Origin of the sequence: Geobacillus sp. BK01 (assembly GCF_052220245.1) — a bacterium.
In the GTDB taxonomy this organism is placed as follows: Bacteria; Bacillota; Bacilli; order Bacillales; family Anoxybacillaceae; genus Geobacillus.
The window spans coordinates 46,987-71,550 of record NZ_JBQPTH010000012.1 but is presented as its reverse complement, the minus strand read 5'-3'; the positions used below and the strand labels follow the sequence as shown (position 1 = coordinate 71,550).

Sequence of the window (24,564 nt, the reverse complement as noted above, 5' to 3'; positions counted from 1 at the left end):
GTGAAGCGAGTAAGATCCCTCGAAGATGACGAGGTCGATAGGTCCGAGGTGGAAGCGTGGCGACACGTGCAGCTGACGGATACTAATCGATCGAGGGCTTAACCTAACAAGAAAAGTGGAAGCGCCGCGGCTTCTTCCCAAAACGGTTATCTAGTTTTGAAGGAATGAATTTCCTTCTTGACATCGTTTGTTTTTTAAGTATAATAAATGATGTCAAAACTGAATCGCTTGCCTAGTGGTGATAGCGGAGGGGAAACACCCGTTCCCATCCCGAACACGGAAGTTAAGCCCTCCAGCGCCGATGGTAGTTGGGGCCAGCGCCCCTGCAAGAGTAGGTCGCTGCTAGGCAGGCAAAAATGAGGGAGCTGTTTGGTTCTCTCATTTTTTTGCCTATTTCGAATGAGTCATTTTTAATGACGCCATTTTAAATCCTCTCCCCCAAAATGTAAAGCGTGATCATCGTTTCCTAGACCCCCTTTTTCATAAAACGATAGGAAACGGAAACTCGCGAAAGGGTGTCCTGCACGGCATGGGACACCCTCTTTTTTTTATTATGCAGCGGTTGGCGGTTACTCGCCTTTTTTGATGACTATTTTCTTTTTTGGCTCTTCGGGAATGAGTCGGTGTAAGTGGATGAAGAGCAGGCCGTTATGGTATGTCGCCTCGATGCGGTCTTCTTTTACCGGGAACGGCAATGGGACGGTTTTTTCAAACCGGCCTTGGAAAATGCCTTCCTCCACTAAATCAAACCCTTTAAAGTTGAGATTGATCGTCGCCTTCACTTCCAGCGTCTTGTGTAATACATACACTTCCGCATCCTCGATTTTTTCCAGTCCGGGAAGGCTGATGACAATGAGTAATTCGTGGTTTTTTTTGTAAATGTTCATGCCTGATGATGGTTTGTTTGATGACGACAGCAGCGGCTGAATGCTTCCCCAAAAATCGTTTTGGAAAAATTGCTGCCAATGCTTTGTCCAATCGGAAAACGGTGTGAACGGGTTTTCATTAGCCATGGCGTTTCCCTCCTCCGCTCCTTCATCATATGCTTTCCCATTCATTTGGTGATTCGAAAAACACGAACATTTCCTTTCCTATAATATCAAATGTTCGATTTTACCTTGACATGATGCTAAAAAACCTGCTAATATAAAAGTAACTTCATTGTGTACAAAAGTATCCCTCATATAATTTTGGGAATATGGCCCAAAAGTCTCTACCCAATCACCGTAAATGATTGGACTATGAGGGGAAGGATCGGTTTTGGCTTTTTGCACATCGGTGGATGTAAGAGCCCGGAACGATGCTTTCCCTCGCTTACAAGAGGGAATGTATGTTCCGGGTTTTGTTATGTTTATTAAAGTTAAGGAGTGGAACGCATGGGCCCTCTAGTTGGAGTGATCATGGGAAGCCATTCGGACTGGGAAACGATGAAACACGCCTGTGCTATTCTTGAAGAATTAGGCGTCTCATTTGAGAAAAAAGTCGTATCGGCGCATCGGACGCCGGATGAAATGTTTCGCTATGCGGAAACGGCAGAAGAGCGGGGGATAAAAGTGATCATTGCCGGAGCCGGTGGGGCGGCTCATTTGCCGGGAATGATTGCGGCAAAAACGACGTTGCCGGTCATCGGCGTGCCAGTGCAGTCGAAAGCGTTGAACGGGTTGGATTCGTTATTGTCGATCGTGCAAATGCCGGGCGGGGTGCCGGTGGCGACGGTGGCGATCGGCAAGGCGGGGGCGACGAACGCAGGGCTGCTTGCAGTGTCGATCGTTGGACTGTTTGAGCCGCGCTATATGGAGGCGCTCAAAGCGCGGCGGGAGGCGATTCGAAAACAAGTAGTAGAAAGCAGTGATCAGCTTGACTAAGCGAAGGATTGTTCCGGGACAGACGATCGGTATTATCGGCGGGGGACAGCTTGGGCGGATGATGGCTTTGGCGGCGCGTGAGATGGGGTTTCGCATCGCTGTGCTTGATCCGACGCCTGATTCCCCGTGCGGGCAAGTGGCGGATGTCGAAATTACGGCAGCGTACGATGATCTGAATGCTATTGCGAAACTGGCGCAGGTGAGCGATGTGATTACGTACGAATTTGAAAACATTGATGCGCGGGCGCTTGCGTGGTTGGAGGCCAACGCCTATGTCCCGCAAGGAAGCCGGCTGTTGGCGGTGACGCAAGACCGGGCGCTCGAGAAGGCGGCGATTGTCGAAGCTGGGTTGCCGGTGGCGCCGTATAGGGAAGTGGACGGATGGGATGAGTTGGAGCAAGCCGTTGCCATGATCGGCTTTCCGTGCGTATTGAAAACGCGGCGCGGCGGCTACGATGGAAAAGGGCAATATGTGCTGCGCAGCCGAGAGGATGTGGAAAAGGCGGCCGCATTGCTTCGAATTGGCCCATGTCTTTTGGAAGGCTGGGTGCCGTTTGTAAAAGAAATATCGGTGATTGTGGCGAGAAATGTAGACGGGGAGACGGCTGTTTTTCCGGTGGCGGAAAATATTCATGTCGAAAACATTTTGCATCAAACGATCGTTCCAGCTCGCATTCCGAAAGATATCCAACAGCGGGCGGTCTGTTATGCCGAGACGTTGGCAGCGTCGTTTTCGCTTGTCGGGACGCTGGCGGTCGAAATGTTTTTGACAGCGAACGGGGATATTTATATTAATGAGTTGGCCCCTAGACCGCACAACTCGGGTCATTATACAATCAATGCATGTGCGACGTCGCAGTTCGCCCAGCACATCCGTGCGGTCTGCAACTGGCCGCTCGGCTCGACGGAGTTGTTGAAGCCGGCCGTGATGGTGAATCTTTTAGGGGAGCACGTCGAGCCGGCCATCGGACAGATCGAGTCGCTTGGCGGCGCGGCCTACCTTCATTTATACGGCAAGCATGAGGCGAAGCCAAAGCGGAAAATGGGCCATGTGACCGTACTGGCAGACGATGTGGAGGAAGCGCTGGCGCGAATCGAGTCGTGGCAAATTTGGCAAGATCGGAGGCTGGAACGAAGATGATTGAACGCTACACGAGACCGGAAATGGGAGCGATTTGGACGGAGGAAAACCGCTTTAAGGCGTGGCTTGAGGTGGAGCTGCTTGCCTGCGAAGCGTGGGCCGAACTTGGCGTCATTCCGAAAGAGGACGTCCGTCGCCTACGGGAAAACGCGTCATTTGACATCCGCCGCATTAAGGAAATCGAGGAAGAAACACGTCATGACGTCGTGGCGTTTACGCGTGCAGTTTCGGAGACGCTCGGCGAGGAACGGAAATGGGTGCACTACGGGCTGACGTCAACCGATGTTGTTGACACAGCGCTCGGCTATTTGTTAAAACAGGCGAACGCGATTTTGCGGTGCGATTTGGAAAACTTCATTCAAATATTGAAAGAGAAAGCGCGCGAACATAAATATACGGTCATGATGGGGCGCACGCACGGCGTCCATGCCGAACCGACGACGTTCGGGCTCAAGCTGGCGCTTTGGTACGCGGAAATGGAGCGGAATTTGGCGCGGTTTAACCAAGCGGCGGAGATGGTTGAAGTCGGGAAAATTTCCGGTGCGGTTGGCACATATGCGAACATCGATCCGTTTGTCGAACAGTATGTGTGCGAGAAGCTCGGGCTGACGCCGGCGCCGATCTCAACACAAACGCTTCAGCGCGACCGCCACGCCTACTATATGGCAACATTGGCGCTCATTGCGACGTCGATTGAGAAGTTCGCCGTGGAAATTCGCGGTCTGCAAAAAAGTGAGGTTCGTGAGGTCGAAGAGTTTTTCGCGAAAGGGCAAAAAGGCTCATCGGCGATGCCGCATAAACGCAACCCGATCGGCTCGGAAAATATGACCGGGATGGCGCGTGTCATCCGCGGCTATATGGTGACGGCGTACGAAAATGTGCCGCTTTGGCATGAGCGCGACATTTCCCATTCCTCGGCGGAACGCATCATTTTGCCAGATGCGACGATCGCCTTGAACTATATGTTGAACCGGTTTGCCAACATCGTGAAACACTTGCTTGTCTATCCGGAGAACATGAAGAAAAATATGGAGCGCACGTTCGGCCTTATTTATTCGCAACGCGTGTTGCTGGCGCTCATTGACAAAGGGATGACGCGCGAGGAGGCGTACGATTTGGTGCAGCCGAAAGCGATGGAAGCATGGGAGCGACAAGTGCCGTTCCGCCCGTTGCTTGAGGCGGACGAACGGATTACAAACCGGCTCACTAGCGAAGAGCTTGATAACTGTTTTGACTATCGTCATCATTTGAAGCATGTCGATACGATTTTTGCCCGCTTAGGATTGGATTGAGCAGAAAACGGCTGGCTTTGGCCAGCTGATTATGCGGAAAATTTTTAATCTTCTGGATAATGGAGGCGTGCACGATGCCGACAAAACAACAGTTGCTGTATGAAGGAAAAGCGAAAAAAATTTATGCGACCGATGAGTCCGGCGTGCTTTGGGTCGAGTACAAAGACAGCGCGACCGCGTTTAATGGCGAAAAAAAGGCGACGATCGCCGGCAAAGGGCGGCTCAATAACGAGATTTCCAGCTTATTGTTTTTGAAATTGCGCGAAGCGGGAATCGCCAATCATTTTATTGAAAAGCTATCACCGACTGAGCAGCTCGTCCAACAGGTGACGATCATCCCGCTTGAGGTGGTCGTACGCAATGTTGTCGCGGGCAGCTTAGCGAAGCGCATCGGCTTGGCGGAAGGAACGCCGCTTGAAACGCCGCTTGTCGAGTTTTACTACAAAAACGATGATCTTGGCGATCCGCTGCTGCTTGAAGACCATATTGCAATTTTGAAACTCGCTAACCGCGAGGAGATCGATCAGTTGAAACGAAAAGCGCTCAAGGTGAACGAAGTGTTAGGCGGCCATTTTGCGGAACGAAATGTAAGATTAATTGATTTTAAGCTTGAATTTGGCCGCACAGCAGACGGGGAGATCGTTTTAGCCGACGAGGTTTCCCCTGATACGTGCCGGCTGTGGGACGCTGACACGAATGAGAAGTTCGATAAAGATGTGTTCCGCCGTGACCTTGGCAGCTTGACAGAGGCGTATGAAGTCATTTTACAACGGTTAGGGGGAGAATCGGCATGTATAAAGTAAAAGTGTATGTGACGTTGCGTGAAAGTGTGTTGGATCCGCAAGGGACCGCGGTGAAAGGGGCGCTTCACAGCTTGTCGTATACGGAAGTGAAAGACGTGCGGATCGGCAAATTTATGGAACTGATGATCGAAAAAAGCGACCGCGACCTTGATGAGATGGTCCGTGAAATGTGTGAGAAATTGCTGTCCAACCCGGTCATTGAAGATTACCGCTACGAAATTGAGGAGGCCGTCGCCCGATGAAGTTTGCCGTCATTGTGTTTCCGGGATCGAATTGCGACGTCGATATGTACCATGCGATCGCCGATGAGCTTGGCGAGGAAGTCGAATATGTCTGGCATGATGAGGACAACTTAGACCGGTTTGACGCCATTTTGCTTCCGGGCGGCTTTTCGTACGGCGATTACTTGCGTTCGGGAGCGATCGCCCGCTTTTCGAAGGTGATGACCGCCGTCAAGCAAGCGGCTGACGCCGGAAAACCGGTGCTTGGCGTGTGCAACGGGTTTCAAATTTTGCTTGAAGCCGGCTTGCTTCCTGGGGCGATGCGCCGCAATCAAGAGTTGAAGTTCATCTGCCGGCCGGTGCAGCTTGTTGTGGAAAACAACGGAACGATGTTTACGTCTGCCTACGACAAAGGGGAAGTCATTACGATTCCCATCGCCCATGGCGAAGGAAATTATTATTGCGATGAACAGACGCTGAAGCGCTTAGTGGAAAACAAGCAAATCGTGTTCCGCTACCACGGCGAAAACCCGAACGGCAGTTTAATGGATATTGCGGGCATCGTCAATGAGCGGGGCAATGTGCTTGGCATGATGCCGCATCCGGAGCGGGCGGTCGACGCCTTGCTCGGCAGCGCGGACGGACTGAAACTATTCCGATCGATCGTCAACTATTGGAGGGAGACGCATGTCGTTACTGCTTGAGCCGAGTGCGGCGATGATTAAAGAACAAAAACTGTACCGCGAGATGGGATTGACGGATGACGAATTTGCGCGCATTGAAGCGATTTTAGGACGGCTGCCGAACTACACGGAAACCGGCATTTTTTCGGTGATGTGGTCGGAGCATTGCAGCTATAAAAATTCCAAGCCGGTGCTCAAAAAATTCCCAACTGACGGCCCGCACGTGCTGCAGGGACCGGGGGAAGGCGCTGGAATCGTCGATATTGGCGACGGATTGGCGGTGGCGTTTAAAATCGAAAGCCATAACCATCCGTCAGCGATCGAGCCGTATCAAGGGGCGGCGACCGGAGTCGGCGGCATTATCCGTGACGTCTTCTCAATGGGGGCGCGGCCGATCGCGCTGCTCAATTCGCTTCGGTTTGGCGAACTGACATCGCCGCGTGTGAAATATTTGTTTGAACATGTCGTCGCCGGCATTGCCGGGTATGGCAACTGCATCGGCATCCCTACCGTCGGCGGTGAAGTCCAGTTTGACCCGTCGTATGAAGGGAATCCGCTTGTCAACGCCATGTGTGTTGGGATCATCCGCCATGAAGACATTCAACGCGGCGTAGCGACCGGAGTTGGCAATACGGTCATGTACGTCGGGGCGAAAACGGGCCGCGACGGCATCCATGGGGCGACGTTCGCGTCAGAAGAGTTAAGCGAACAATCGGAAGCGAAGCGCCCGGCTGTGCAAGTCGGCGACCCGTTTATGGAAAAACTATTGCTAGAAGCGTGCCTAGAGGCGGTCAAGTCCGATGCGCTTGTCGGCATTCAAGATATGGGCGCCGCGGGGCTCACGAGTTCGTCCGCCGAGATGGCAAGCAAAGGCGGCTTTGGCATCGAGATGAATTTGGATCTCGTCCCGCAGCGCGAGACTGGCATGACGCCGTATGAAATGATGCTCTCGGAATCGCAGGAACGGATGCTGCTTGTCGTCAAGCAAGGGCGTGAAGACGAAATCGCCGCGATTTTTGCCAAGTACGGGTTGGAAGCAAAAGCGATCGGCAAAGTCACGGATGACAAAATGCTTCGTCTCTGGTTCCGCGGCGAGGTGGCGGCGGAAATTCCAGTCGACGCCTTGGCGAAAGACGCGCCGGTTTACTATAAGCCGTCGAAAGAGCCGGCCTATTACCGTGAATTTCAGGCGATGGCGCCGTACATTCCGGTGATCGAAGACTACAACGACACATTGCTTGGGCTGCTCGCCCGACCGACGATCGCCAGCAAAGAATGGGTGTACGACCAATATGACTACATGGTGCGGACGAACACAGTCGTCGCCCCAGGATCAGATGCGGCGGTTGTGCGCATCCGCGGCACGAATAAGGCGCTCGCGCTGACCACAGATTGCAATTCGCGCTATTTGTATTTGGACCCCGAGATGGGTGGGAAAATCGCTGTGGCCGAAGCGGCACGCAACGTTGTTTGTTCGGGGGCGAAGCCGCTCGCGATTACCGATTGCCTTAACTTTGGCAGCCCGGAAAAGCCGGAGATTTTTTGGCAGCTTGAAAAAGCGGTTGACGGGATGAGCGAAGCATGCCGCGTGTTTGAAACGCCGGTGACAGGCGGAAACGTCTCCCTTTACAATGAGACAAATGGTGAGGCGATCTATCCGACGCCGGTGGTCGGTATGGTCGGACTTATTGACGATCTTTCCCATATTACAACGCAATCGTTTAAGCAAGAAGGCGACTTGATCTACGTGATCGGTGAGGCGAAGCCGGAGTTTGGCGGCAGCGAGTTGCAAAAATGGCTGGAGGGCCGCATTTTCGGCAAAGCGCCGGAGCTCGATTTGACGGTCGAAGCGAGACGCCAGCGCCAGCTGTTGACGGCGATCCGCGCCGGAGTCGTGGCGTCGGCACACGATGTGGCTGAAGGCGGATTGGCAGTCGCGCTTGCTGAATGTGTCATCGGAGCCGATGGGCTTGGGGCGAATGTGACGATTAGCGGCGATGTGACGAGCGAACTGTTCAGTGAAACGCAATCGCGTTTTGTCGTGTCGGTGAAAAAAGAACACCAAGAAGCGTTTGAACAGCTTGTGGAAGCGAAACGGATCGGTGAAGTGACAGGCGACGGCATCTTGACAGTAAACGGGGAACAGGAGGAAACGTTTATCCGCCTTTCGGTTGACGAGATGCGAAACGTCTGGAAAGGGGCTATTCCATGCTTGCTGAAATCAAAGGATTGAACGAGGAGTGCGGTATTTTCGGCATTTGGGGACATGAGGACGCCGCCAAGCTCACGTATTACGGGCTCCACAGCTTGCAGCACCGCGGCCAGGAAGGAGCGGGCATCGTTGTGGCATGCGGCGGTCACTTATCCGGCTATAAAGGTCTCGGCTTAGTGACAGAGGTGTTCCAAAGCGGGACGCTCGATGTGCTTCACGGGCCGGCGGCGATCGGCCATGTCCGTTATTCGACGGCGGGCGGAGGCGGTTATGAAAACGTTCAGCCGCTTTTGTTCCGCTCACAGACAGGTTCGATGGCGCTTGCCCATAACGGCAACTTGACGAACGCTCTTGAACTGAAACTGTCACTCGAAGCGCAAGGGAGCATTTTTCAGACGACATCGGATACGGAAGTGTTCGCCCATCTCATCCGCCGCAGTCAGGCGTCAACGTTTGTCGGGCAAGTGAAAGAGGCGCTCAGCCAGATTGAAGGGGCGTTTGCGTTTTTGTTGCTGACGGAAGAGGCGCTTTATGTTGCGCTCGATCCGCACGGCTTCCGGCCGCTGTCGCTCGGCCGTCTCGGTTCGGCGTATGTCGTCGCTTCGGAAACGTGTGCGTTTGATGTCATCGGTGCTGCGTACGAGCGTGAAGTGGCACCCGGCGAACTGCTTATCATCAACGGGGAAGGAGTGCGTTCGGAACGGTTTGCCCCGGAGCGGCCCCGATCCATTTGCAGCATGGAATACATTTACTTTGCCCGCCCGGACAGTCATGTCGATGGCATCAACATCCATACTGCGAGGAAAAATTTAGGGAAACAGTTGGCGCTCGAGGCGCCGGCTGACGCTGATATTGTTACCGGTGTGCCGGACTCGAGCATTTCCGTCGCTATCGGTTATGCGGAAGCGAGCGGCATCCCGTATGAATTAGGGCTCATCAAAAACCGTTACGTCGGCCGGACGTTCATCCAGCCGTCACAAGCGTTGCGTGAACAAGGAGTAAAAATGAAGCTGTCGCCGGTGCGCGGTGTGGTGGCTGGCAAGCGGGTCGTGATGGTTGACGATTCAATCGTGCGCGGGACGACAAGCCGGCGTATTGTGACGATGCTCCGCGAGGCAGGGGCTGTAGAAGTGCATGTGCGTATCAGTGCGCCGCCGATCACCCACCCTTGTTTTTACGGCATTGATACGTCATCGAGAGAAGAACTGATCGCAGCAAAACATTCAGTAGAAGAGATCCGACGTTTGATCGGCGCTGATTCGTTGGCATTTCTCAGCAAGGAAGGAATGATGACGGCGATCGGACGTCCAGATGTCTCGCCGCAGCGCGGGCAATGTTTGGCATGTTTTACCGGCCAATATCCGACCCGCGTCGGCCAAGTCACCCGGCCGTGCTTAACGGTGAAATAACATCTGAACGGAACCGCGATCATGTTCGAAGCTGGCCGCATGGCCGTCAAAGGGAGGATTAAATGTGGCAAACGCATACAAACAAGCAGGGGTTGACATTGAGGCCGGCTATCAGGCGGTCACCTTGATGAAACAGCACGTGCAAAAAACGATGCGTCCGGAAGTGTTGGGCGGAATCGGCGGGTTTGGCGGCTTGTTTGATTTATCGGCGCTTGGCTACCGCCAGCCGGTGCTTGTATCTGGCACGGATGGCGTCGGGACGAAGCTGAAACTGGCGTTTTTGTTGGATCGTCACGATACGATCGGGATTGACTGCGTGGCGATGTGTGTCAATGACATCGTGGTGCAAGGGGCAGAACCGCTCTTTTTCCTCGATTATATCGCCTGCGGCAAAGCAATGCCGGAAAAAATCGCTGCCATTGTCAAAGGGGTGGCCGATGGTTGCGTGGAAGCCGGTTGTGCATTGATTGGCGGGGAAACGGCAGAAATGCCGGGAATGTATGACGAAAATGAGTATGATTTAGCAGGGTTCGCTGTTGGCATTGCTGAAAAAGAAAAGCTTGTGACCGGACAAACGATTCAAGCGGGCGATGCGCTGATCGGACTGCCTTCAAGCGGCTTGCACAGCAACGGCTACTCGCTCGTGCGCCGCATCGTGTTTGACCAAGCGAAGTTGGAGCTTGATCGCATTTATGAGCCACTTACCGTTCCGCTTGGTGAGGAATTGCTGAAGCCGACGCGCATTTACGCAAAACCGTTGCGTTCGGCGCTCGGACAGTTTACGATCAAAGGGATGGCGCATATTACCGGCGGCGGATTTATCGAAAACATTCCGCGCATGCTGCCGGATGGACTTGGTGCCCGCATCAACCGAGGTTCTTGGCCGGTGCTGCCCATTTTTGACTTCCTGCGCGACAAGGGTGGCCTCGAGGAAGAAGAGATGTTTTCGGTGTTTAATATGGGCATTGGCCTCGTGATGGCCGTCAGTCCGGAAACGGTGGCGCCGCTTGTGAAGTGGTTGGACGAACAAGGCGAGCCATCGTATCTCATTGGCGAAGTTGTTGAAGGAGAGGGCGTATCGTTTGCCGGAGGGAACGAGGCATGAAGAGGCTAGCGGTGTTTGCTTCCGGAAGCGGGACGAACTTTCAAGCGATCGTCGATGCGGCCAAGTGCGGCGATGTGCCGGCGGAAGTGGCGCTTTTGGTGTGCGACCGCCCGGGCGCGAACGTCATTGAACGGGCAGCGCGTGAAAACGTGCCGGCGTTTGTGTTTACGCCAAAAGACTACCCATCCAAGGCGGCGTTTGAAAGCGAGATTTTGCGTGAGTTAAGGGAGCGGCGCATCGACTGGATTGCGCTCGCCGGCTATATGCGTTTGATCGGGCCGACATTGCTTTCGGCCTATGAAGGGAAAATTGTCAACATTCATCCGTCGCTGTTGCCGGCGTTTCCGGGCAAGGACGCGATCGGCCAGGCTTATCGGGCGGGCGTTTTGGAAACGGGCGTCACCGTCCATTATGTTGATGAAGGGATGGATACCGGACCGGTCATCGCCCAACGCGCTGTCCCGATGATGCCCGGCGAGCCGATCGAGGCGCTTGAAGCGCGCATCCACGCGGTTGAACATGAGTTATACCCGGCGGTGTTGCGCATGCTGTTGGCGGACAAGGATCAACAAGAAGAAAGGATCGAGAGCGATGGCAGTCAAACGAGCATTAATCAGCGTGTCCAATAAAGAAGGGATCGTTCCGTTTGCGAAGCAGCTGGCGGAACTTGGCGTCGACATCATTTCGACCGGTGGGACGAAACGGGCGCTTGAAGAGGCCGGCGTTCCGGTCATTTCGATCTCTGATGTCACCGGGTTTCCGGAAATTTTGGACGGGCGCGTCAAAACGCTGCATCCGGCCATTCACGGCGGCATTTTGGCGGTGCGCAGCGATGAGCGCCATCAAGCGGCGCTTAAGGAGCATGGCATTCGCCCAATCGATTTGGTCGTGGTGAACTTGTACCCGTTCCAGCAAACGATCGCCAAACCGGACGTGACGCTTGCCGAGGCGATTGAAAATATCGATATCGGCGGCCCGACGATGGTGCGGGCGGCGGCGAAAAACTATGCCGATGTCGCGATTGTCGTTGACCCGGCTGACTATCCGATGGTGATCGAAGAACTGAAAACAACCGGTTCGATCCAAGCAAAGACGCGGCAGCAACTGGCGGCGAAAGCGTTCCGCCATACGGCGGCGTATGATGCGATGATTGCCGAGTATTTAACCAATCTCACCGGCGAGAACTATCCGGAAACGCTCACCGTCACCTATACGAAAAAACAATCGTTGCGCTATGGCGAAAATCCGCATCAATCGGCGGCGTTTTATGCCAAACCGCTCGGTGCGGCTTTCTCGATTGCGCAAGCGAAACAGTTGCACGGAAAAGAGCTGTCGTATAACAATATTAACGACGCCAATGCGGCCATCAACCTTATTCGCGAATTTCAAGAGCCGGCTGTAGCGGCGATTAAACATATGAACCCGTGCGGCGTCGGGATCGGCGCGACGCTTCTTGAGGCATTTACGAAAGCGTATGAAGCGGATCCGGTCTCGATTTTTGGCGGCATTATCGCTGTCAACCGGGAAGTGGACAAAGAAACGGCAGAGCGGATGCACGACATCTTTTTAGAAATCGTCATCGCCCCATCGTTTAGCGACGAGGCGCTTGCCATTTTGACGAGAAAGAAAAACATCCGTCTGTTGACGCTTGATTTTACTGCGCCAAAGGTCAAAGAAAAAACGTTCGTGTCCATAAACGGCGGTTTGCTTGTGCAAGAAGCGGATATGCATACGCTTGAAGACGCCGAATGGAACGTCGTCACGAAGCGCGAGCCGACAGAGGCGGAACGTGAACAACTTCGTTTTGCCTGGAAAGTCGTCAAACATGTTAAATCAAACGCCATTGTGTTGGCGAAAAACGGCATGACGATCGGTGTCGGCGCCGGGCAAATGAACCGGGTCGGCGCGGCGAACATCGCCATTGAACAAGCCGGGGAGCAGGCGGCGGGCGCAGTGCTTGCATCCGATGCCTTTTTCCCGATGGATGATACGGTTGAGGCGGCGGCGAAAGCGGGCATTACGGCCATCATCCAGCCGGGCGGCTCGATTCGTGATGCTGATTCGATCCGCAAGGCGGATGAATACGGCATTGCCATGGTATTTACCGGTGTTCGCCATTTCAAACATTAAACGGCGGCAAAAGGGGAGGAAGACGATGAACATTTTGATAGTCGGGCGCGGCGGGCGCGAGCATGCCATCGCTCAGAAGGCGGCGCAAAGTCCGTTGGCTGGCAAGCTGTATGCGGCGCCGGGCAACCCGGGCATCGGGGAAGTGGCAGAGCTCGTCGACATCGAGGAACTCGATATAGATGCGCTTTTGCAGTTTGCGAAACAACATGCGATTGATTTGACGATTGTCGGGCCGGAAGCGCCGCTTGCCGCCGGCCTCGTCGACCGCTTTCTGGCCGAGGGGCTGCCTATTTTCGGTCCGAACCAGGCGGCGGCACTCATTGAAGGAAGCAAGGCGTTTGCGAAGGAACTGATGAAGAAATACGGCATTCCAACGGCGGAACATGCCACCTTTGCGTCGTATGAAGATGCGAAAGCGTACATTGAACAAAAAGGCGCCCCGATCGTCATCAAAGCGGACGGGTTAGCCGCTGGAAAAGGAGTCACCGTCGCCCAAACGGTAGAAGAAGCGTTAGCCGCGGCGAAGGCAACGCTTGTCGATGGGCAATTCGGCAAAGCCGGCAGCCAGGTCGTCATCGAGGAGTATTTGGAAGGTGAAGAATTTTCGTTTATGGCGTTCGTGAACGGCGAGAAGGTCTATCCTCTTGCCATCGCCCAAGACCATAAACGGGCGTATGACGGAGATGAAGGGCCCAATACCGGCGGAATGGGAGCGTATTCGCCAGTGCCGCAAATTTCCGCCGAAACGATCCAAATCGCGCTTGAGACGATTTTGCGTCCGACCGCCAAAGCGTTAGTGGCTGAAGGCCGGCCGTTTACCGGTGTGCTATATGCCGGGCTGATCGAAACGAAAGACGGACCGAAAGTGATTGAATTTAACGCCCGCTTTGGCGACCCAGAGGCGCAAGTCGTGCTGCCGCGGCTGAAAACCGATTTCATTGAAGCGATCTTGGCGGTGATGGAAGGAAAAGAGATCGAGCTTGATTGGACGGACGAAGCGGTGCTTGGCGTCGTGTTGGCGGCTAAAGGCTATCCGGGCGCCTATGAGCGTGGGGCGGCCATCCGGGGATTGGATCGGCTCGATTCCGATGTGCTGTTATTCCATGCCGGGACAAAGCAAGAAGGTGGTACACTGTACACGAACGGCGGACGCGTTCTTTTGTTAGCCGCCAAAGGACATACACTGGCTGAAGCAAAAGAAAAAGTGTATGCACAGCTTGCCCGAATCGACAGCAATGGGTTGTTTTACCGCCGGGACATCGGCCGGCGCGCTATCGAACGCGCCTCCGCCGCACATACACGTACGAAAGGGCAATAATGCCCCCGATCAATGTCGCTAACACAAACGACATGTCGGTCATATATTCCAGCAACATGATCATTCACTCCTTTGGATTGAAGGTGTCCCAAACGCGGGACACCTTTTCTAACGTGAAGCAGAACTTCCGGCAAGAGCGAAGCGAGTCTTCAGCCCCCTTGGGGCATTGTGGCGGGGAGAACCGTACGGCCTCGAGCGGTTGCTCCTGCCTGGCCGTTTATTTATGTCGGATTGACAACAGCTTCTTTTTGTTCTTCAAGCAGCCGTTCACGCTGCATATTGTCAAACAAGGCTGTCAGTGGACAAAAACGGGTAATCCCTTCACCGACTTTCATGGCCCCAAGCAAGACGGCAAGCAGATACGATGTGCACCATGGCCGCCGGGCCAAACGGGCGGTCGCCCACGCCACAACAGTCAAACCGAACGTAATGCGGATGAGCGCATTCACAATGCCGATATTCGCCATTGGCGTGTCCCTCCTCATCTTTTTATTGTGAAAATCGCTTTCGTGCGTTAAAATGATTATATGGAACGATTAGGAAACAAGGGACGGGGTGTCAATGGGCGAACAACGCTACCGATGGAAAAGCAGTGAATTGCGTGAACAGGCAGCGGTGATGGATGGCAAACAATCACCGACCAAAGTATTGACGAACGCAACGTTTTTGCATTCCTATTTTCGCGAATGGGTAAAAGGGAATATATGGATACATGGCGACCGCATCGTGTACGCCGGAGAGCGGCTTCCCAGCCGCGTCGATGAAGCGTGTGAAATCATCGACTGCCGCGGGTATGTGCTCGTCCCTGGCTACATTGAGCCGCATGTTCATCCATTTCAATTATATAATCCCCATTCATTTGCCCGTTATGCAGCAACGTGCGGGACGACGACGCTAATCAATGATAATTTATTTTTCCTTTTGCATCTTGACGATGAAGAGGCGTTTTTATTTTTGAAAGAAATGAATGCGCTTCCAACATCGATGTATTGGTGGTGCCGATTTGACGGGCAGACGGAGTTAGAGCGGGAGGATGAGCAGCTATCAAACGCCCGGATCAAACGGTGGTTGGATCAAGAAACGGTTCTTCAAGGCGGCGAGCTGACGTCGTGGCCGAAGCTCATCAGCGGCGATGACATTGTCCTTTACTGGATGCAAGAGGCAAAACGACGGCGCCGCAAAATCGAGGGACACTTCCCGGGCGCTTCGGAGAAAACGCTGGTGAAAATGGCGCTTTTCGGTGCAGACGGAGATCATGAAGTGATGACAGGAAAAGAAGTGCATCTGCGCCTTTGGCACGGCTATACGGTTACACTTCGCCATTCCTCGATCCGTCCGGATTTGCCGGTGGTGCTTGAGGAAATGAAAGCGCTCGGCATCCGGCACTACGACAAATGCTTATTGACGACCGACGGCTCGCCGCCGGCATTTTATGAAAACGGGGTCATGGATGGGCTGATTCGCATCGCCATTGAACATGGCGTGCCAGTCATCGACGCGTACGCCATGGCGACGATCAACGCCGCTCGCCATTATGGCATCGAACATCTTCACGGCAGCATCACAACCGGCCGGATTGCGCACATCAATTTTCTGCGCTCGGCTCATGACCCGACGCCGGTGCAGGTGCTCGCCAAAGGAGAATGGGTGAAGCGGGAAGGGGAGCCGACAGGCGCATGGCCGGCGCCTGAGTGGGAACAGTTTGGCATTCGGCCGCTTTCATTATCATGGGAGCTTGAATGGGACGATTTGCAATTTTCGATGCCGATGGGGTTGCGCATGGAAAATGCGGTGATTTTAAAGCCGTATTCTGTTTCGGTCGATACGTCGCGCGACCGCTTAGGGCACGACCATGACGAATGCTTTTTAGTGCTGCTTGACCGAAATGGCCAATGGCGTGTCAATACGCTGCTTAAAGGGTTTTCATCGGCGCTTGGCGGGCTTTCGAGCTCGTATTCAAACACCGGCGATTTGATTTTGATCGGAAAGCATAAGGAAGATATGATGCTTGCTTTTCGGCGGATGAAGGAGATCGGTGGCGGCATTGTACTTGCCGAGAATGGGGAGATTTTGTTTGAACTCCCGCTTCCGCTTGGCGGCATGACGTCCACTTTAGAGATGGAAACGTTGATGCACGAGGAAAAGACGTTCGTCCGCCTTTTGCGGGAGCGCGGGTATCATTTTGAGGATCCCGTGTACTCGTTGCTCTTTTTGCAATCGACCCACTTGCCGTATGTGCGCATCACCCAGCGCGGCATTTACGATGTCATGCACAAAACGGTACTCTTTCCTTCAATAATGCGGTAAAATAAAAAAGAAAAAAGGTTGTGTATCCATTGAAACGTTGGCTGTATGCCATTGGCTGTATGGCGCTGCTCCTTGGCGGCTGCACCGCCCAAAGCGAGCCGGAGCCGGCGAAACCGCCTGTGCAAGAGCAGCCGCCCCAGCCTCCGGCAGAGGAGAAGGAGAAGGAAACGTTTCCGTTGACCGGGCTGCCAGCGGAAGGGGACGTCCGTCAGCGGGTCGTCGGCGTGATGGTCAACAACCATCCGAAGGCGCGTCCGCAATCGGGATTAAGCCAAGCAGATATCGTGTACGAGGTGCTTGCCGAGGGGGATATCACCCGTTTTTTGGCGCTTTATCAAAGCGATCGGCCGGAACGGGTCGGGCCGGTGCGGAGTGCGCGTGATTATTATATTGATTTAAGCGAAGGTTATAACGCTATTTATGTTTGCCATGGCTGGAGCCCAGAGGCGAAAGCGAGGCTCGAACGGGGCGAAACTGACTATTTGAACGGACTCTTTTACGATGGGACGCTGTTTGAGCGCGTTTCCTTCCGCAAGGCGCCGCATAACTCATACATTACGTTTGCCAATATTGAAAAAGGGGCGGATGACAACGAATACGCATGGACGGACGATATCGCCCCACTGCCATTTCGTTCTGATGAGCCAAGCGGGGAGAAAGTCGGGACGGTCCGCATCGCCTATTCGCACCGCCTATACGCCCAAGTGGAATATCGCTACGCTCCGGAGCAAAAAGGGTATTACCGGTATAGCGGCGGCGAGCAGACGATCGATTACGATACGCGCGCTCCGGTCGTGGTGCAAAATGTGCTAATCATCGCCGCCCGCCATCAAGTGATCGACAGCTACGGGCGGCGCGACATTGATTTCACTTCCGGCGGCCAAGGCTACTTGTTGCAAAACGGCGTCATCCAGCCGATCGAATGGAAAAACGTCGACGGCCGGCTGCTGCCATACCGCGATGGGGTGCCGGTCGGGTTCGTGCCGGGCAAAACGTGGATCAATATCGTTCCGGAACTGACGGCTGTTCAATGGTGACGACGCGCAAATGACCGTTGGTCCGGCGGCGCGCCTCGCTAGTTTTCTAAACGATGAACAAAGAATGTCGTCAACAAGCCAAAACCAAGTATGTTGATCGGCCGATAAAGACGGGTTGGGAAGGCGTTGATTCCCTTTTTTGTGCTGTAGTCGGCAGACGGTTTGCTCATCGACGATGGGCTGTTGGCGCATGCCCTCTCCGAACAAGGAACGACTTGCAGGCACAAACTCCATTGGCCCGCCGTCGTTCTTGTTCGGAAAGGGCAAAGATGCTTATGTTCGGCCATACAATTTGCGGTTTCACCAAAGCAAGGAGGAGACATACATGCAAATCGATAAACTGCGCGGCAGGGAGCTTGATCAACTGTTTAAAGCCATTTTGTCGTTGCGTGACTTAGAGGAGTGTTACCGTTTTTTTGATGACTTATGCACCGTCAACGAAATTCAGGCGCTTGCCCAACGTCTGGAAGTCGCCCGCATGTTGCGGGAAGGGTATACGTACCATAAAATTGAAACTGAAACCGGAGCAAGCACGGCGACCATTTCGCGTGTCAAGCGCTGCCTCAACTACGGCAACGATGCCTATGCGATGGCGCTTGACCGCATTAAAGAAGAACAGCTGCAAGAAGAAAATGAAGCCGTGACAGACTGATCAGGAAAGGAGATTCCTTCCATATGAAAAGGAACTCCTTTTCTTTTTGCGGATTTGTTATAATGAAACAATGGAGAACGGAGTGGAAGGGGTATTGTCATGGAAGAGGTTCGCGCTTGGCGCCATGTGTTTAAACTCGACCCGAACAAGTTGATTGATGACGAGCGCCTTGAGCGCCTTTGCGAGTCGGGAACGGATGCGGTCATCGTCGGCGGAACGGACGGAGTGACGCTCGATGGTGTGCTTGATTTATTGGCCCGCATCCGCCGGTTTTCGGTGCCATGCGCGCTTGAAGTCACAAATCTTGAGGCCTTGACGCCGGGGTTTGATGCGTATTTCATCCCGATCGTGTTAAACAGCCGCCATGTCGATTGGGTAATCGGCCGTCATCATGAGGCGGTGAAACAGCATGGCGACGTCATGAACTGGGAGGAGATTTTCGCCGAGGGATATTGCATTTTGAACCCGGAATGCAAGGCGGCGAAGCTCACCGAGGCCGACACCGGACTGAGTGAAGACGATGTTGTGGCCTACGCCCGCCTCGCTCAACATTTGTACAAGCTGCCGATCTTTTACCTCGAATATAGCGGCACATACGGCGATCCGATTCTAGTGGAAAACGTGAAACGGGTGCTCGATAAGACGCAGCTGTTTTACGGTGGCGGCATTACTGCGCCGGAACAGGCGGCTGAGATGGCGCGCTACGCCGATACCGTTGTCGTCGGCAACGCCATTTACGAATCATTTGAGCAGGCGTTGTTGACCGTGGCCGCTGTGAAGCGGGTGAACGAGGCAGAATAGAACATATGTTTTATTGGTGGTGGACATGATGAATTTTTTATCGGAAAAGCTACTTGCGCATTTAAACAAAGAGCAGCAAGAAGCCGTCAGGACGACGGAAGGCCCGCTGCTCATTATGGCGGGGGCGGGAAGCGGAAAAACGCGCGTGTTGACGCACCGGATCGCCTATTTGATGGCGGAAAAGCATGTGGCGCCGTGGAACATTTTGGCCATTACGTTTACGAACAAGGCGGCGCGTGAAATGCGGGAACGCGTGCAGTCACTCTTAGGCGGGGCGGCGGAAGATGTCTGGATCTCGACGTTTCACTCGATGTGTGTCCGCATTTTGCGCCGCGACATTGACCGCATCGGCATCAACCGCAATTTTTCCATCCTCGATTCGACGGATCAACTTTCCGTGATCAAAACGATTTTAAAGGAAAAAAACATCGACCCGAAAAAATTTGAACCGCGTACCATTTTAGGGACGATCAGCGCGGCAAAAAACGAGCTGTTGTCCACGGAACAATTCGCGAAGCGGGCCTCGACGTATTACGAAAAAATCGTCAGCGACATCTATCAAGAATACCAGCAGCGCCTGCTTCGCAACCATTCGCTCGATTTTGACGATTTGATCATGACAACGATCCAACTGTTTGACCGCGTGCCGGATGTGCTCCACCATTACCAATATAAGTTTCAGTACATCCATATTGATGAATACCAAGACACGAATCGCGCCCAATATACGCTCGTCAAAAAGCTGGCGGAACGCTTTCAAAACATTTGCGCCGTCGGCGACGCCGACCAGTCGATTTACCGTTGGCGCGGGGCGGACATCCAAAACATTTTGTCGTTCGAGCGCGACTATCCGAACGCAAAAGTCATTTTGCTTGAGCAAAACTACCGCTCGACGAAGCGCATTTTGCAGGCAGCGAACGAAGTGATCGAGCATAACGTCAACCGAAAGCCGAAACGGCTTTGGACAGAAAATGCGGAAGGGAAACCGATCCTTTATTACGAGGCGATGAACGAAGCGGACGAAGCGCAGTTTGTCGCCGGCCGCATTCGCGAGGCGGTAGAGCGCGGCGAGCGCCGCTACAGCGATTTTGCCGTCTTGTACCGGACGAACGCCCAGTCGCGCGTCGTCGAGGAAATGTTGCTGAAAGCGAACATTCCGTATCAAATTGTCGGCGGCTTAAAGTTTTATGACCGGAAAGAAATTAAAGACATTCTCGCCTATTTGCGCGTCATCGCCAATCCGGACGACGATTTAAGCTTGCTTCGCATCATCAATGTGCCGAAGCGCGGCATCGGGGCTTCAACGATCGACAAACTCGTTCGCTATGCGGCCGGGCATGAACTGTCGCTCTTTGAAGCGCTCGGGGAGCTTGAGATGATCGGGCTTGGCGCCAAAGCGGCCGGGGCGCTCGCTGCGTTTCGCGGCCAGCTCGAGCAATGGACGCAGCTGCAAGAATACGTCTCCGTCACCGAACTCGTCGAAGAAGTGCTCGACAAATCCGGCTACCGCGACATGCTGAAGGCGGAGCGGACGATTGAAGCGCAAAGCCGGCTTGAGAACTTGGATGAGTTTTTATCGGTGACAAAGCATTTTGAAAATGTGAGCGACGATAAATCGCTCATCGCCTTTTTAACTGACTTGGCGCTTATTTCCGACTTGGACGAGCTGAACGGGACAAACGAGGGGGCTGAAGGCGATGCGGTCGTTTTAATGACGCTTCACGCCGCCAAAGGGCTCGAGTTTCCGGTCGTCTTTTTGATCGGCATGGAAGAAGGCATTTTCCCGCACAACCGCTCGCTCAATGATGACGATGAGATGGAAGAGGAACGGCGGCTGGCGTATGTCGGCATCACCCGCGCGGAGGAGGAACTTGTGCTGACGAGCGCGCAAATGCGAACGCTGTTTGGCAACATCCAAATGAACCCGCCATCGCGCTTTTTGGATGAAATTCCGGCGCATTTGCTCGAGACGGCCTCGCGCCGTCAAGCGGCCGCCTCCCGTCCGACCGTTTCGCGCCCGCAGGCCAGCGGCGCCGTTGGGTCGTGGAAAGTCGGCGACCGGGCGAACCACCGAAAATGGGGGGTCGGCACCGTTGTCAGCGTCCGCGGCGACGGCGATGACCAAGAGCTTGACATCGCCTTCCCAAGTCCGACCGGTATTAAACGGCTGCTTGCGAAATTTGCGCCGATTGAGAAAGTGTAAGAAAGGAGAACGGGTGAACGTATGGACCGCCAACAAGCCGAACGGCGCGCGGCCGAGCTGCGCGAACTGTTAAACCGCTACGGGTACGAATATTATGTGCTTGACCGCCCATCCGTTCCGGATGCCGAGTATGATCGGCTTATGCAGGAACTTGTCGCCATTGAGGAACAGTATCCGGACTTGAAAACAGGCGATTCGCCGACTCAGCGCATCGGCGGCCCGCCGCTTGAGGCGTTTCGCAAGGTGACGCATCGCGTTCCAATGATGAGCCTGGCCAACGCATTTAACGAGGGTGACTTGCGCGATTTTGACCGCCGCGTCCGCCAGGAAGTTGACGAGGCGGCGTATGTGTGCGAATTGAAAATCGACGGCCTCGCCGTCTCGGTCCGCTATGAGGACGGCTATTTCGTCCAAGGGGCGACGCGCGGTGACGGGACGACGGGCGAAGACATTACGGAAAATTTGAAAACGATCCGCTCGCTGCCGCTGCGGCTGACAGAACCGGTGTCGCTTGAAGCGCGCGGCGAGGCGTTTATGCCGAAAGCATCGTTTTTGCGCTTGAACGAGGAGCGGGAGGCGCGCGGTGAGGAATTGTTCGCCAATCCGCGCAACGCGGCGGCCGGCTCGCTCCGCCAGTTGGATCCAAAAGTGGCGGCGTCGCGCCAGCTGGATTTGTTTGTATACGGCTTAGCCGACGCCGAGGCGCTCGGCATCGCTTCACACAGCGGGGCGCTTGATTATTTGCAGGCGCTCGGCTTTAAAGTGAACCCGGAGCGGCGGCGCTGCGCCAATATCGATGAGGTGATCGCTTTTATCAACGAGTGGCATGACAAGCGGCCGCAGCTTCCGTATGAGATTGACGGCATCGTCATTAAGGTCGATTCATTCGCCCAACAACGAGCGCTTGGCGCGACAGCGAAAAGCCCGCGCTGGGCGATCGCCTACAAGTTCCCGGCCGAAGAGGTCGTTACGACGTTGATCGGCATTGAGGTGAACGTCGGCCGCACCGGTGTCGTCACTCCGACGGCGATTTTAGAGCCGGTCCGCGTCGCCGGCACGACGGTGCAGCGCGCCACTCTTCACAATGAAGACTTTATTCGCGAAAAAGATATCCGGATTGGCGACGCTGTCACGATCAAAAAAGCAGGCGACATTATTCCTGAAGTCGTCGGCGTCGTCGTTGACCGGCGCGACGGGGACGAAACGCCGTTTACGATGCCGACGCACTGCCCGGAATGCGAAAGCGAGCTCGTCCGTCTCGAGGGGGAAGTGGCGCTCCGCTGCTTGAACCCGAACTGCCCGGCCCAGCTGCGCGAGCGGCTCATCCATTTTGCCTCAAGAGCAGCGATGAATATCGAGGGCCTGGGCGAAAAAGTCGTCACCCAGCTGTTTAACGCCGGCCTTGTCCGTGATGTCGCCGATTTGTACTGCCTGACGAAGGAACAGCTTATCGGGTTGGAACGGATGGGGGAAAAGTCGGCGGCCAACTTGCTTGCGGCGATTGAGGCGTCGAAGCAAAATTCACTTGAACGGCTGCTGTTTGGCCTTGGCATCCGCTACGTCGGAGCGAAAGCAGCCCAACTGCTTGCCGAGCATTTTGAAACGATGGAGCGGCTCGAACGGGCGACGAAAGAGGAGTTGATGGCCGTCCCCGAAATCGGGGAGAAGATGGCGGATGCGATCACGGCGTTCTTCGCCCAACCGGAAGCGGTCGAACTGCTCAATGAACTGCGCGCCTACGGGGTTAATATGGCGTACAGAGGACCGAAGCGGGCGGCGGAAGCGCCGGTTGATTCGGCATTCGCCGGCAAAACGGTCGTTTTGACCGGCAAACTTGCCGCGATGTCGCGCAATGAGGCGAAACAACAGATCGAGCAGCTTGGCGGGCGCGTCACCGGCAGCGTCAGCCGCAGTACTGACCTTGTCATCGCCGGCGAGGATGCCGGATCGAAGCTTGAGAAAGCGCGACAACTTGGCATTGAAGTGTGGGACGAAACACGATTTTTGCAAGAGATAAGCAGGGGGGAACGATGAAACGAATTTCACCGCTCAGCAGCTTGGTTGCCTGCCGTTGGACGAAGTGGGCCCGAAAGCGGCTTGCCGTCCTCGGGCTCGTCTCCGTCTGTTTGTTGTCGGCGTGCGCGCCAAAATTTGACGAAGGCGAACAAGTTGTGCAAGACAAAGGAAGCAAAGAGCAAGAAGCTGTCATTCCGAAATACAATATTTCTGATTCGCATTACCGCGTTGTCTTGCCATTTAAGCCGTCCGGGGCGCGCGGACAGGTGGTTAACGATTTAAACACGCGCCTTGATGTTGATGAGTTTGAGACCGGACTCATGCGTTTGGCCTCCGAACAATTTTCCCCGGACGATTACTTGTTCCAAGAGGGACAATATTTGGACGGTGAGACAGTCCGAAAATGGCTCGCCCGCAAGCGGACGGACAGTCAGCTGAGGGCAGAGAAAATGAAACCGGAAGACAACATCGGCTTAAACCCGCCAATGAGCGATACAGGAACGAATGAGCAAAAAAACAAACAAAGCCCAATTTATTTGGCCAGCATTTTGGAGCACGACTACTTAGTGAAAGTCGATAACGACAAGGTAAAACTTGGCGGTGTTGCCATCGGCTTGGCGTTAAACTCCGTCCACTATTACGCGACCGAGCAAGGCTACCCGCGTGAGGTTAAACTCAAGGACGATGTCATCGAACGGGAAGGAAAGCGGATCGCCGCCGAGGTGTTGAAACGGTTACGAAATATAAAAGGGCTCGGCAACGTGCCGATCACGATCGCCTTGTACAAACAGGCGCCGCGCTCGTCCGTCACTCCAGGGCATTTTTTCGCCGTCACCCATATTGATGAGGGGAGAAATACGATCGATAAGTGGGAAGCGGTGAACGAGGAATACTATTTATTCCCGTCCGATGAAGCGGAAGAAAATCACCGCGACGACTGGCTGAAGTTCAATAACTTTAAGTCAGATGTCGAAGACTTTTTCCCGAACTACACCGGCATTGTCGGCAAAGGGCTGTATGTCAACGACCAACTGCAAAAGTTGACGATCAATATGACGATCCCATTTTATGGGAAAGCAGAGGTAATCGGCTTTACGCAATATGTGACCGGTTTAGTGATGGAGAAGTTTCCAGACTATATCGCTGTCAACGTCTACATCTCTTCAGCCGGCCAGCCGGAAAGTCTCATCGTACGCCAGGCGAAAGCGGACGAGCCGTTTGTGCATATTTATCAATGACAACACAACGTGCCGCATCCTCTCTGGACGAGCCAGAGGGGATGTGTTTTTTGCGATGTTACGGTTCGAAAAGCTGGTGAAAACAAATTCGCTGGCAGCCCGTCGGTGTGATTTGCCGGATGGAAAACAGA

22 protein-coding genes, 2 rRNA genes and 1 riboswitch are annotated in these 24,564 nt (G+C 54.2%); of the genes, 21 read left to right on the top strand and 3 right to left on the bottom strand.

Features of this window, described 5'->3' with window-relative positions:
• Positions 1 to 106 (top strand): 23S ribosomal RNA (locus ACTVDO_RS12525); the annotation flags it as partial.
• 125 nt (positions 107 to 231) lie between these two features.
• Positions 232 to 348, top strand: a 5S ribosomal RNA gene (rrf, locus tag ACTVDO_RS12520).
• A 221-nt stretch (positions 349 to 569) separates the two neighbouring features.
• On the opposite strand, the gene ACTVDO_RS12515 is transcribed toward rrf, so the two are convergent.
• A complete protein-coding gene (locus ACTVDO_RS12515) occupies positions 570 to 1,013 on the bottom strand; it encodes an Hsp20/alpha crystallin family protein (protein WP_023817433.1) in 444 nt (147 codons plus the stop codon).
• A 147-nt stretch (positions 1,014 to 1,160) separates the two neighbouring features.
• Positions 1,161 to 1,262: riboswitch (purine riboswitch) on the top strand.
• Between the two features lie 114 nt (positions 1,263 to 1,376).
• Here ACTVDO_RS12515 and purE point away from each other — a divergent pair.
• The 12 genes from purE (at position 1,377) to purD (ending at position 14,179) form a co-directional block, all read left to right on the top strand.
• Positions 1,377 to 1,865: a 5-(carboxyamino)imidazole ribonucleotide mutase gene (purE, locus tag ACTVDO_RS12510; RefSeq protein WP_023817436.1), complete on the top strand. Its 489-nt coding sequence runs from the start codon at positions 1,377 to 1,379 to the stop codon at positions 1,863 to 1,865.
• On the top strand, positions 1,858 to 3,006 hold the full coding sequence (purK, locus tag ACTVDO_RS12505; protein ID WP_020958485.1) for a 5-(carboxyamino)imidazole ribonucleotide synthase: 1,149 nt from the start codon (positions 1,858 to 1,860) through the stop codon (positions 3,004 to 3,006). The genes purE and purK overlap by 8 nt, the downstream gene beginning before the upstream one ends.
• Entirely contained in the window at positions 3,003 to 4,298 is a 1,296-nt protein-coding gene (gene purB / locus ACTVDO_RS12500; protein WP_442901635.1) for an adenylosuccinate lyase, read from the top strand. Before purK ends, purB begins: the two co-directional genes overlap by 4 nt.
• Positions 4,299 to 4,372: 74 nt before the next feature.
• On the top strand, positions 4,373 to 5,101 hold the full coding sequence (purC, locus tag ACTVDO_RS12495) for a phosphoribosylaminoimidazolesuccinocarboxamide synthase (protein ID WP_020958487.1): 729 nt from the start codon (positions 4,373 to 4,375) through the stop codon (positions 5,099 to 5,101).
• A complete protein-coding gene (purS, locus tag ACTVDO_RS12490; RefSeq protein ID WP_020958488.1) occupies positions 5,089 to 5,343 on the top strand; it encodes a phosphoribosylformylglycinamidine synthase subunit PurS in 255 nt (84 codons plus the stop codon). The genes purC and purS overlap by 13 nt, the downstream gene beginning before the upstream one ends.
• A complete protein-coding gene (gene purQ, locus ACTVDO_RS12485) occupies positions 5,340 to 6,026 on the top strand; it encodes a phosphoribosylformylglycinamidine synthase subunit PurQ (protein ID WP_020958489.1) in 687 nt (228 codons plus the stop codon). The genes purS and purQ overlap by 4 nt, the downstream gene beginning before the upstream one ends.
• Positions 6,010 to 8,238 (top strand): phosphoribosylformylglycinamidine synthase subunit PurL, encoded by a 2,229-nt coding sequence (gene purL, locus ACTVDO_RS12480; protein ID WP_020958490.1) that lies wholly within the window; start codon positions 6,010 to 6,012, stop codon positions 8,236 to 8,238. The genes purQ and purL overlap by 17 nt, the downstream gene beginning before the upstream one ends.
• The gene (purF, locus tag ACTVDO_RS12475) at positions 8,214 to 9,626 is read left to right on the top strand and encodes an amidophosphoribosyltransferase (protein WP_442901634.1); all 1,413 of its coding nucleotides are present in this window, start codon (positions 8,214 to 8,216) and stop codon (positions 9,624 to 9,626) included. The genes purL and purF overlap by 25 nt, the downstream gene beginning before the upstream one ends.
• Before the next feature lie 64 nt (positions 9,627 to 9,690).
• Complete coding sequence (gene purM / locus ACTVDO_RS12470; RefSeq protein ID WP_020958492.1) at positions 9,691 to 10,731, top strand: phosphoribosylformylglycinamidine cyclo-ligase; 1,041 nt, start codon at positions 9,691 to 9,693, stop codon at positions 10,729 to 10,731.
• The gene (gene purN, locus ACTVDO_RS12465) at positions 10,728 to 11,360 is read left to right on the top strand and encodes a phosphoribosylglycinamide formyltransferase (RefSeq protein WP_020958493.1); all 633 of its coding nucleotides are present in this window, start codon (positions 10,728 to 10,730) and stop codon (positions 11,358 to 11,360) included. The genes purM and purN overlap by 4 nt, the downstream gene beginning before the upstream one ends.
• Positions 11,323 to 12,861: a bifunctional phosphoribosylaminoimidazolecarboxamide formyltransferase/IMP cyclohydrolase gene (gene purH, locus ACTVDO_RS12460; protein WP_442901633.1), complete on the top strand. Its 1,539-nt coding sequence runs from the start codon at positions 11,323 to 11,325 to the stop codon at positions 12,859 to 12,861. The genes purN and purH overlap by 38 nt, the downstream gene beginning before the upstream one ends.
• A gap of 25 nt (positions 12,862 to 12,886) precedes the next feature.
• Positions 12,887 to 14,179 (top strand): phosphoribosylamine--glycine ligase, encoded by a 1,293-nt coding sequence (gene purD, locus ACTVDO_RS12455; RefSeq protein ID WP_020958495.1) that lies wholly within the window; start codon positions 12,887 to 12,889, stop codon positions 14,177 to 14,179.
• On the opposite strand, the gene ACTVDO_RS12450 is transcribed toward purD, so the two are convergent.
• Positions 14,133 to 14,237 carry an EYxxD motif small membrane protein gene (locus ACTVDO_RS12450; protein WP_442901632.1) on the bottom strand — a complete coding sequence of 35 codons (105 nt, stop codon included), beginning with the start codon at positions 14,235 to 14,237 and terminating at the stop codon, positions 14,133 to 14,135. The two genes, purD and ACTVDO_RS12450, sit on opposite strands and share 47 nt — an antisense overlap.
• 163 nt (positions 14,238 to 14,400) lie before the next feature.
• Positions 14,401 to 14,646 (bottom strand): YgaP family membrane protein, encoded by a 246-nt coding sequence (locus tag ACTVDO_RS12445; RefSeq protein ID WP_020958496.1) that lies wholly within the window; start codon positions 14,644 to 14,646, stop codon positions 14,401 to 14,403.
• 94 nt (positions 14,647 to 14,740) lie between these two features.
• On the opposite strand from ACTVDO_RS12445, the gene ACTVDO_RS12440 reads away from it, so the two are divergent.
• The 7 genes from ACTVDO_RS12440 to ACTVDO_RS12410 all read left to right on the top strand — a co-directional run bounded on the left by ACTVDO_RS12440 (position 14,741) and on the right by ACTVDO_RS12410 (position 24,433).
• The gene (locus tag ACTVDO_RS12440) at positions 14,741 to 16,486 is read left to right on the top strand and encodes an adenine deaminase C-terminal domain-containing protein (RefSeq protein WP_442901631.1); all 1,746 of its coding nucleotides are present in this window, start codon (positions 14,741 to 14,743) and stop codon (positions 16,484 to 16,486) included.
• Between the two features lie 29 nt (positions 16,487 to 16,515).
• Positions 16,516 to 17,523: a DUF3048 domain-containing protein gene (locus tag ACTVDO_RS12435; RefSeq protein WP_041267721.1), complete on the top strand. Its 1,008-nt coding sequence runs from the start codon at positions 16,516 to 16,518 to the stop codon at positions 17,521 to 17,523.
• 325 nt (positions 17,524 to 17,848) lie between these two features.
• Entirely contained in the window at positions 17,849 to 18,175 is a 327-nt protein-coding gene (locus ACTVDO_RS12430; protein WP_020958499.1) for a YerC/YecD family TrpR-related protein, read from the top strand.
• A gap of 99 nt (positions 18,176 to 18,274) precedes the next feature.
• Positions 18,275 to 18,976 (top strand): heptaprenylglyceryl phosphate synthase, encoded by a 702-nt coding sequence (locus ACTVDO_RS12425; protein ID WP_020958500.1) that lies wholly within the window; start codon positions 18,275 to 18,277, stop codon positions 18,974 to 18,976.
• A 28-nt stretch (positions 18,977 to 19,004) separates the two neighbouring features.
• Complete coding sequence (pcrA, locus tag ACTVDO_RS12420; protein ID WP_442901637.1) at positions 19,005 to 21,179, top strand: DNA helicase PcrA; 2,175 nt, start codon at positions 19,005 to 19,007, stop codon at positions 21,177 to 21,179.
• A 21-nt stretch (positions 21,180 to 21,200) separates the two neighbouring features.
• Positions 21,201 to 23,213 (top strand): NAD-dependent DNA ligase LigA, encoded by a 2,013-nt coding sequence (gene ligA / locus ACTVDO_RS12415; RefSeq protein ID WP_442901630.1) that lies wholly within the window; start codon positions 21,201 to 21,203, stop codon positions 23,211 to 23,213.
• Entirely contained in the window at positions 23,210 to 24,433 is a 1,224-nt protein-coding gene (locus ACTVDO_RS12410) for a CamS family sex pheromone protein (protein WP_020958503.1), read from the top strand. Before ligA ends, ACTVDO_RS12410 begins: the two co-directional genes overlap by 4 nt.
• Positions 24,434 to 24,564 lie beyond the last annotated feature (131 nt).

Excerpts from the sequence above, each read along its gene's own strand:
- ACTVDO_RS12515 (WP_023817433.1), bottom strand. The coding sequence starts at position 1,013 with ATGGCTAATGAAAACCCGTTCACACCGTTTTCCGATTGGACAAAGCAT.
- purE (WP_023817436.1), top strand. The coding sequence starts at position 1,377 with ATGGGCCCTCTAGTTGGAGTGATCATGGGAAGCCATTCGGACTGGGAA.
- purB (WP_442901635.1), top strand. The coding sequence starts at position 3,003 with ATGATTGAACGCTACACGAGACCGGAAATGGGAGCGATTTGGACGGAG.
- purC (WP_020958487.1), top strand. The coding sequence starts at position 4,373 with ATGCCGACAAAACAACAGTTGCTGTATGAAGGAAAAGCGAAAAAAATT.
- purS (WP_020958488.1), top strand. The coding sequence starts at position 5,089 with ATGTATAAAGTAAAAGTGTATGTGACGTTGCGTGAAAGTGTGTTGGAT.
- purQ (WP_020958489.1), top strand. The coding sequence starts at position 5,340 with ATGAAGTTTGCCGTCATTGTGTTTCCGGGATCGAATTGCGACGTCGAT.
- purL (WP_020958490.1), top strand. The coding sequence starts at position 6,010 with ATGTCGTTACTGCTTGAGCCGAGTGCGGCGATGATTAAAGAACAAAAA.
- purF (WP_442901634.1), top strand. The coding sequence starts at position 8,214 with ATGCTTGCTGAAATCAAAGGATTGAACGAGGAGTGCGGTATTTTCGGC.
- purN (WP_020958493.1), top strand. The coding sequence starts at position 10,728 with ATGAAGAGGCTAGCGGTGTTTGCTTCCGGAAGCGGGACGAACTTTCAA.
- purH (WP_442901633.1), top strand. The coding sequence starts at position 11,323 with ATGGCAGTCAAACGAGCATTAATCAGCGTGTCCAATAAAGAAGGGATC.
- purD (WP_020958495.1), top strand. The coding sequence starts at position 12,887 with ATGAACATTTTGATAGTCGGGCGCGGCGGGCGCGAGCATGCCATCGCT.
- ACTVDO_RS12450 (WP_442901632.1), bottom strand. The coding sequence starts at position 14,237 with ATGTTGCTGGAATATATGACCGACATGTCGTTTGTGTTAGCGACATTG.
- ACTVDO_RS12445 (WP_020958496.1), bottom strand. The coding sequence starts at position 14,646 with ATGGCGAATATCGGCATTGTGAATGCGCTCATCCGCATTACGTTCGGT.
- ACTVDO_RS12440 (WP_442901631.1), top strand. The coding sequence starts at position 14,741 with ATGGGCGAACAACGCTACCGATGGAAAAGCAGTGAATTGCGTGAACAG.
- ACTVDO_RS12430 (WP_020958499.1), top strand. The coding sequence starts at position 17,849 with ATGCAAATCGATAAACTGCGCGGCAGGGAGCTTGATCAACTGTTTAAA.
- ACTVDO_RS12425 (WP_020958500.1), top strand. The coding sequence starts at position 18,275 with ATGGAAGAGGTTCGCGCTTGGCGCCATGTGTTTAAACTCGACCCGAAC.
- pcrA (WP_442901637.1), top strand. The coding sequence starts at position 19,005 with ATGAATTTTTTATCGGAAAAGCTACTTGCGCATTTAAACAAAGAGCAG.
- ligA (WP_442901630.1), top strand. The coding sequence starts at position 21,201 with ATGGACCGCCAACAAGCCGAACGGCGCGCGGCCGAGCTGCGCGAACTG.
- ACTVDO_RS12410 (WP_020958503.1), top strand. The coding sequence starts at position 23,210 with ATGAAACGAATTTCACCGCTCAGCAGCTTGGTTGCCTGCCGTTGGACG.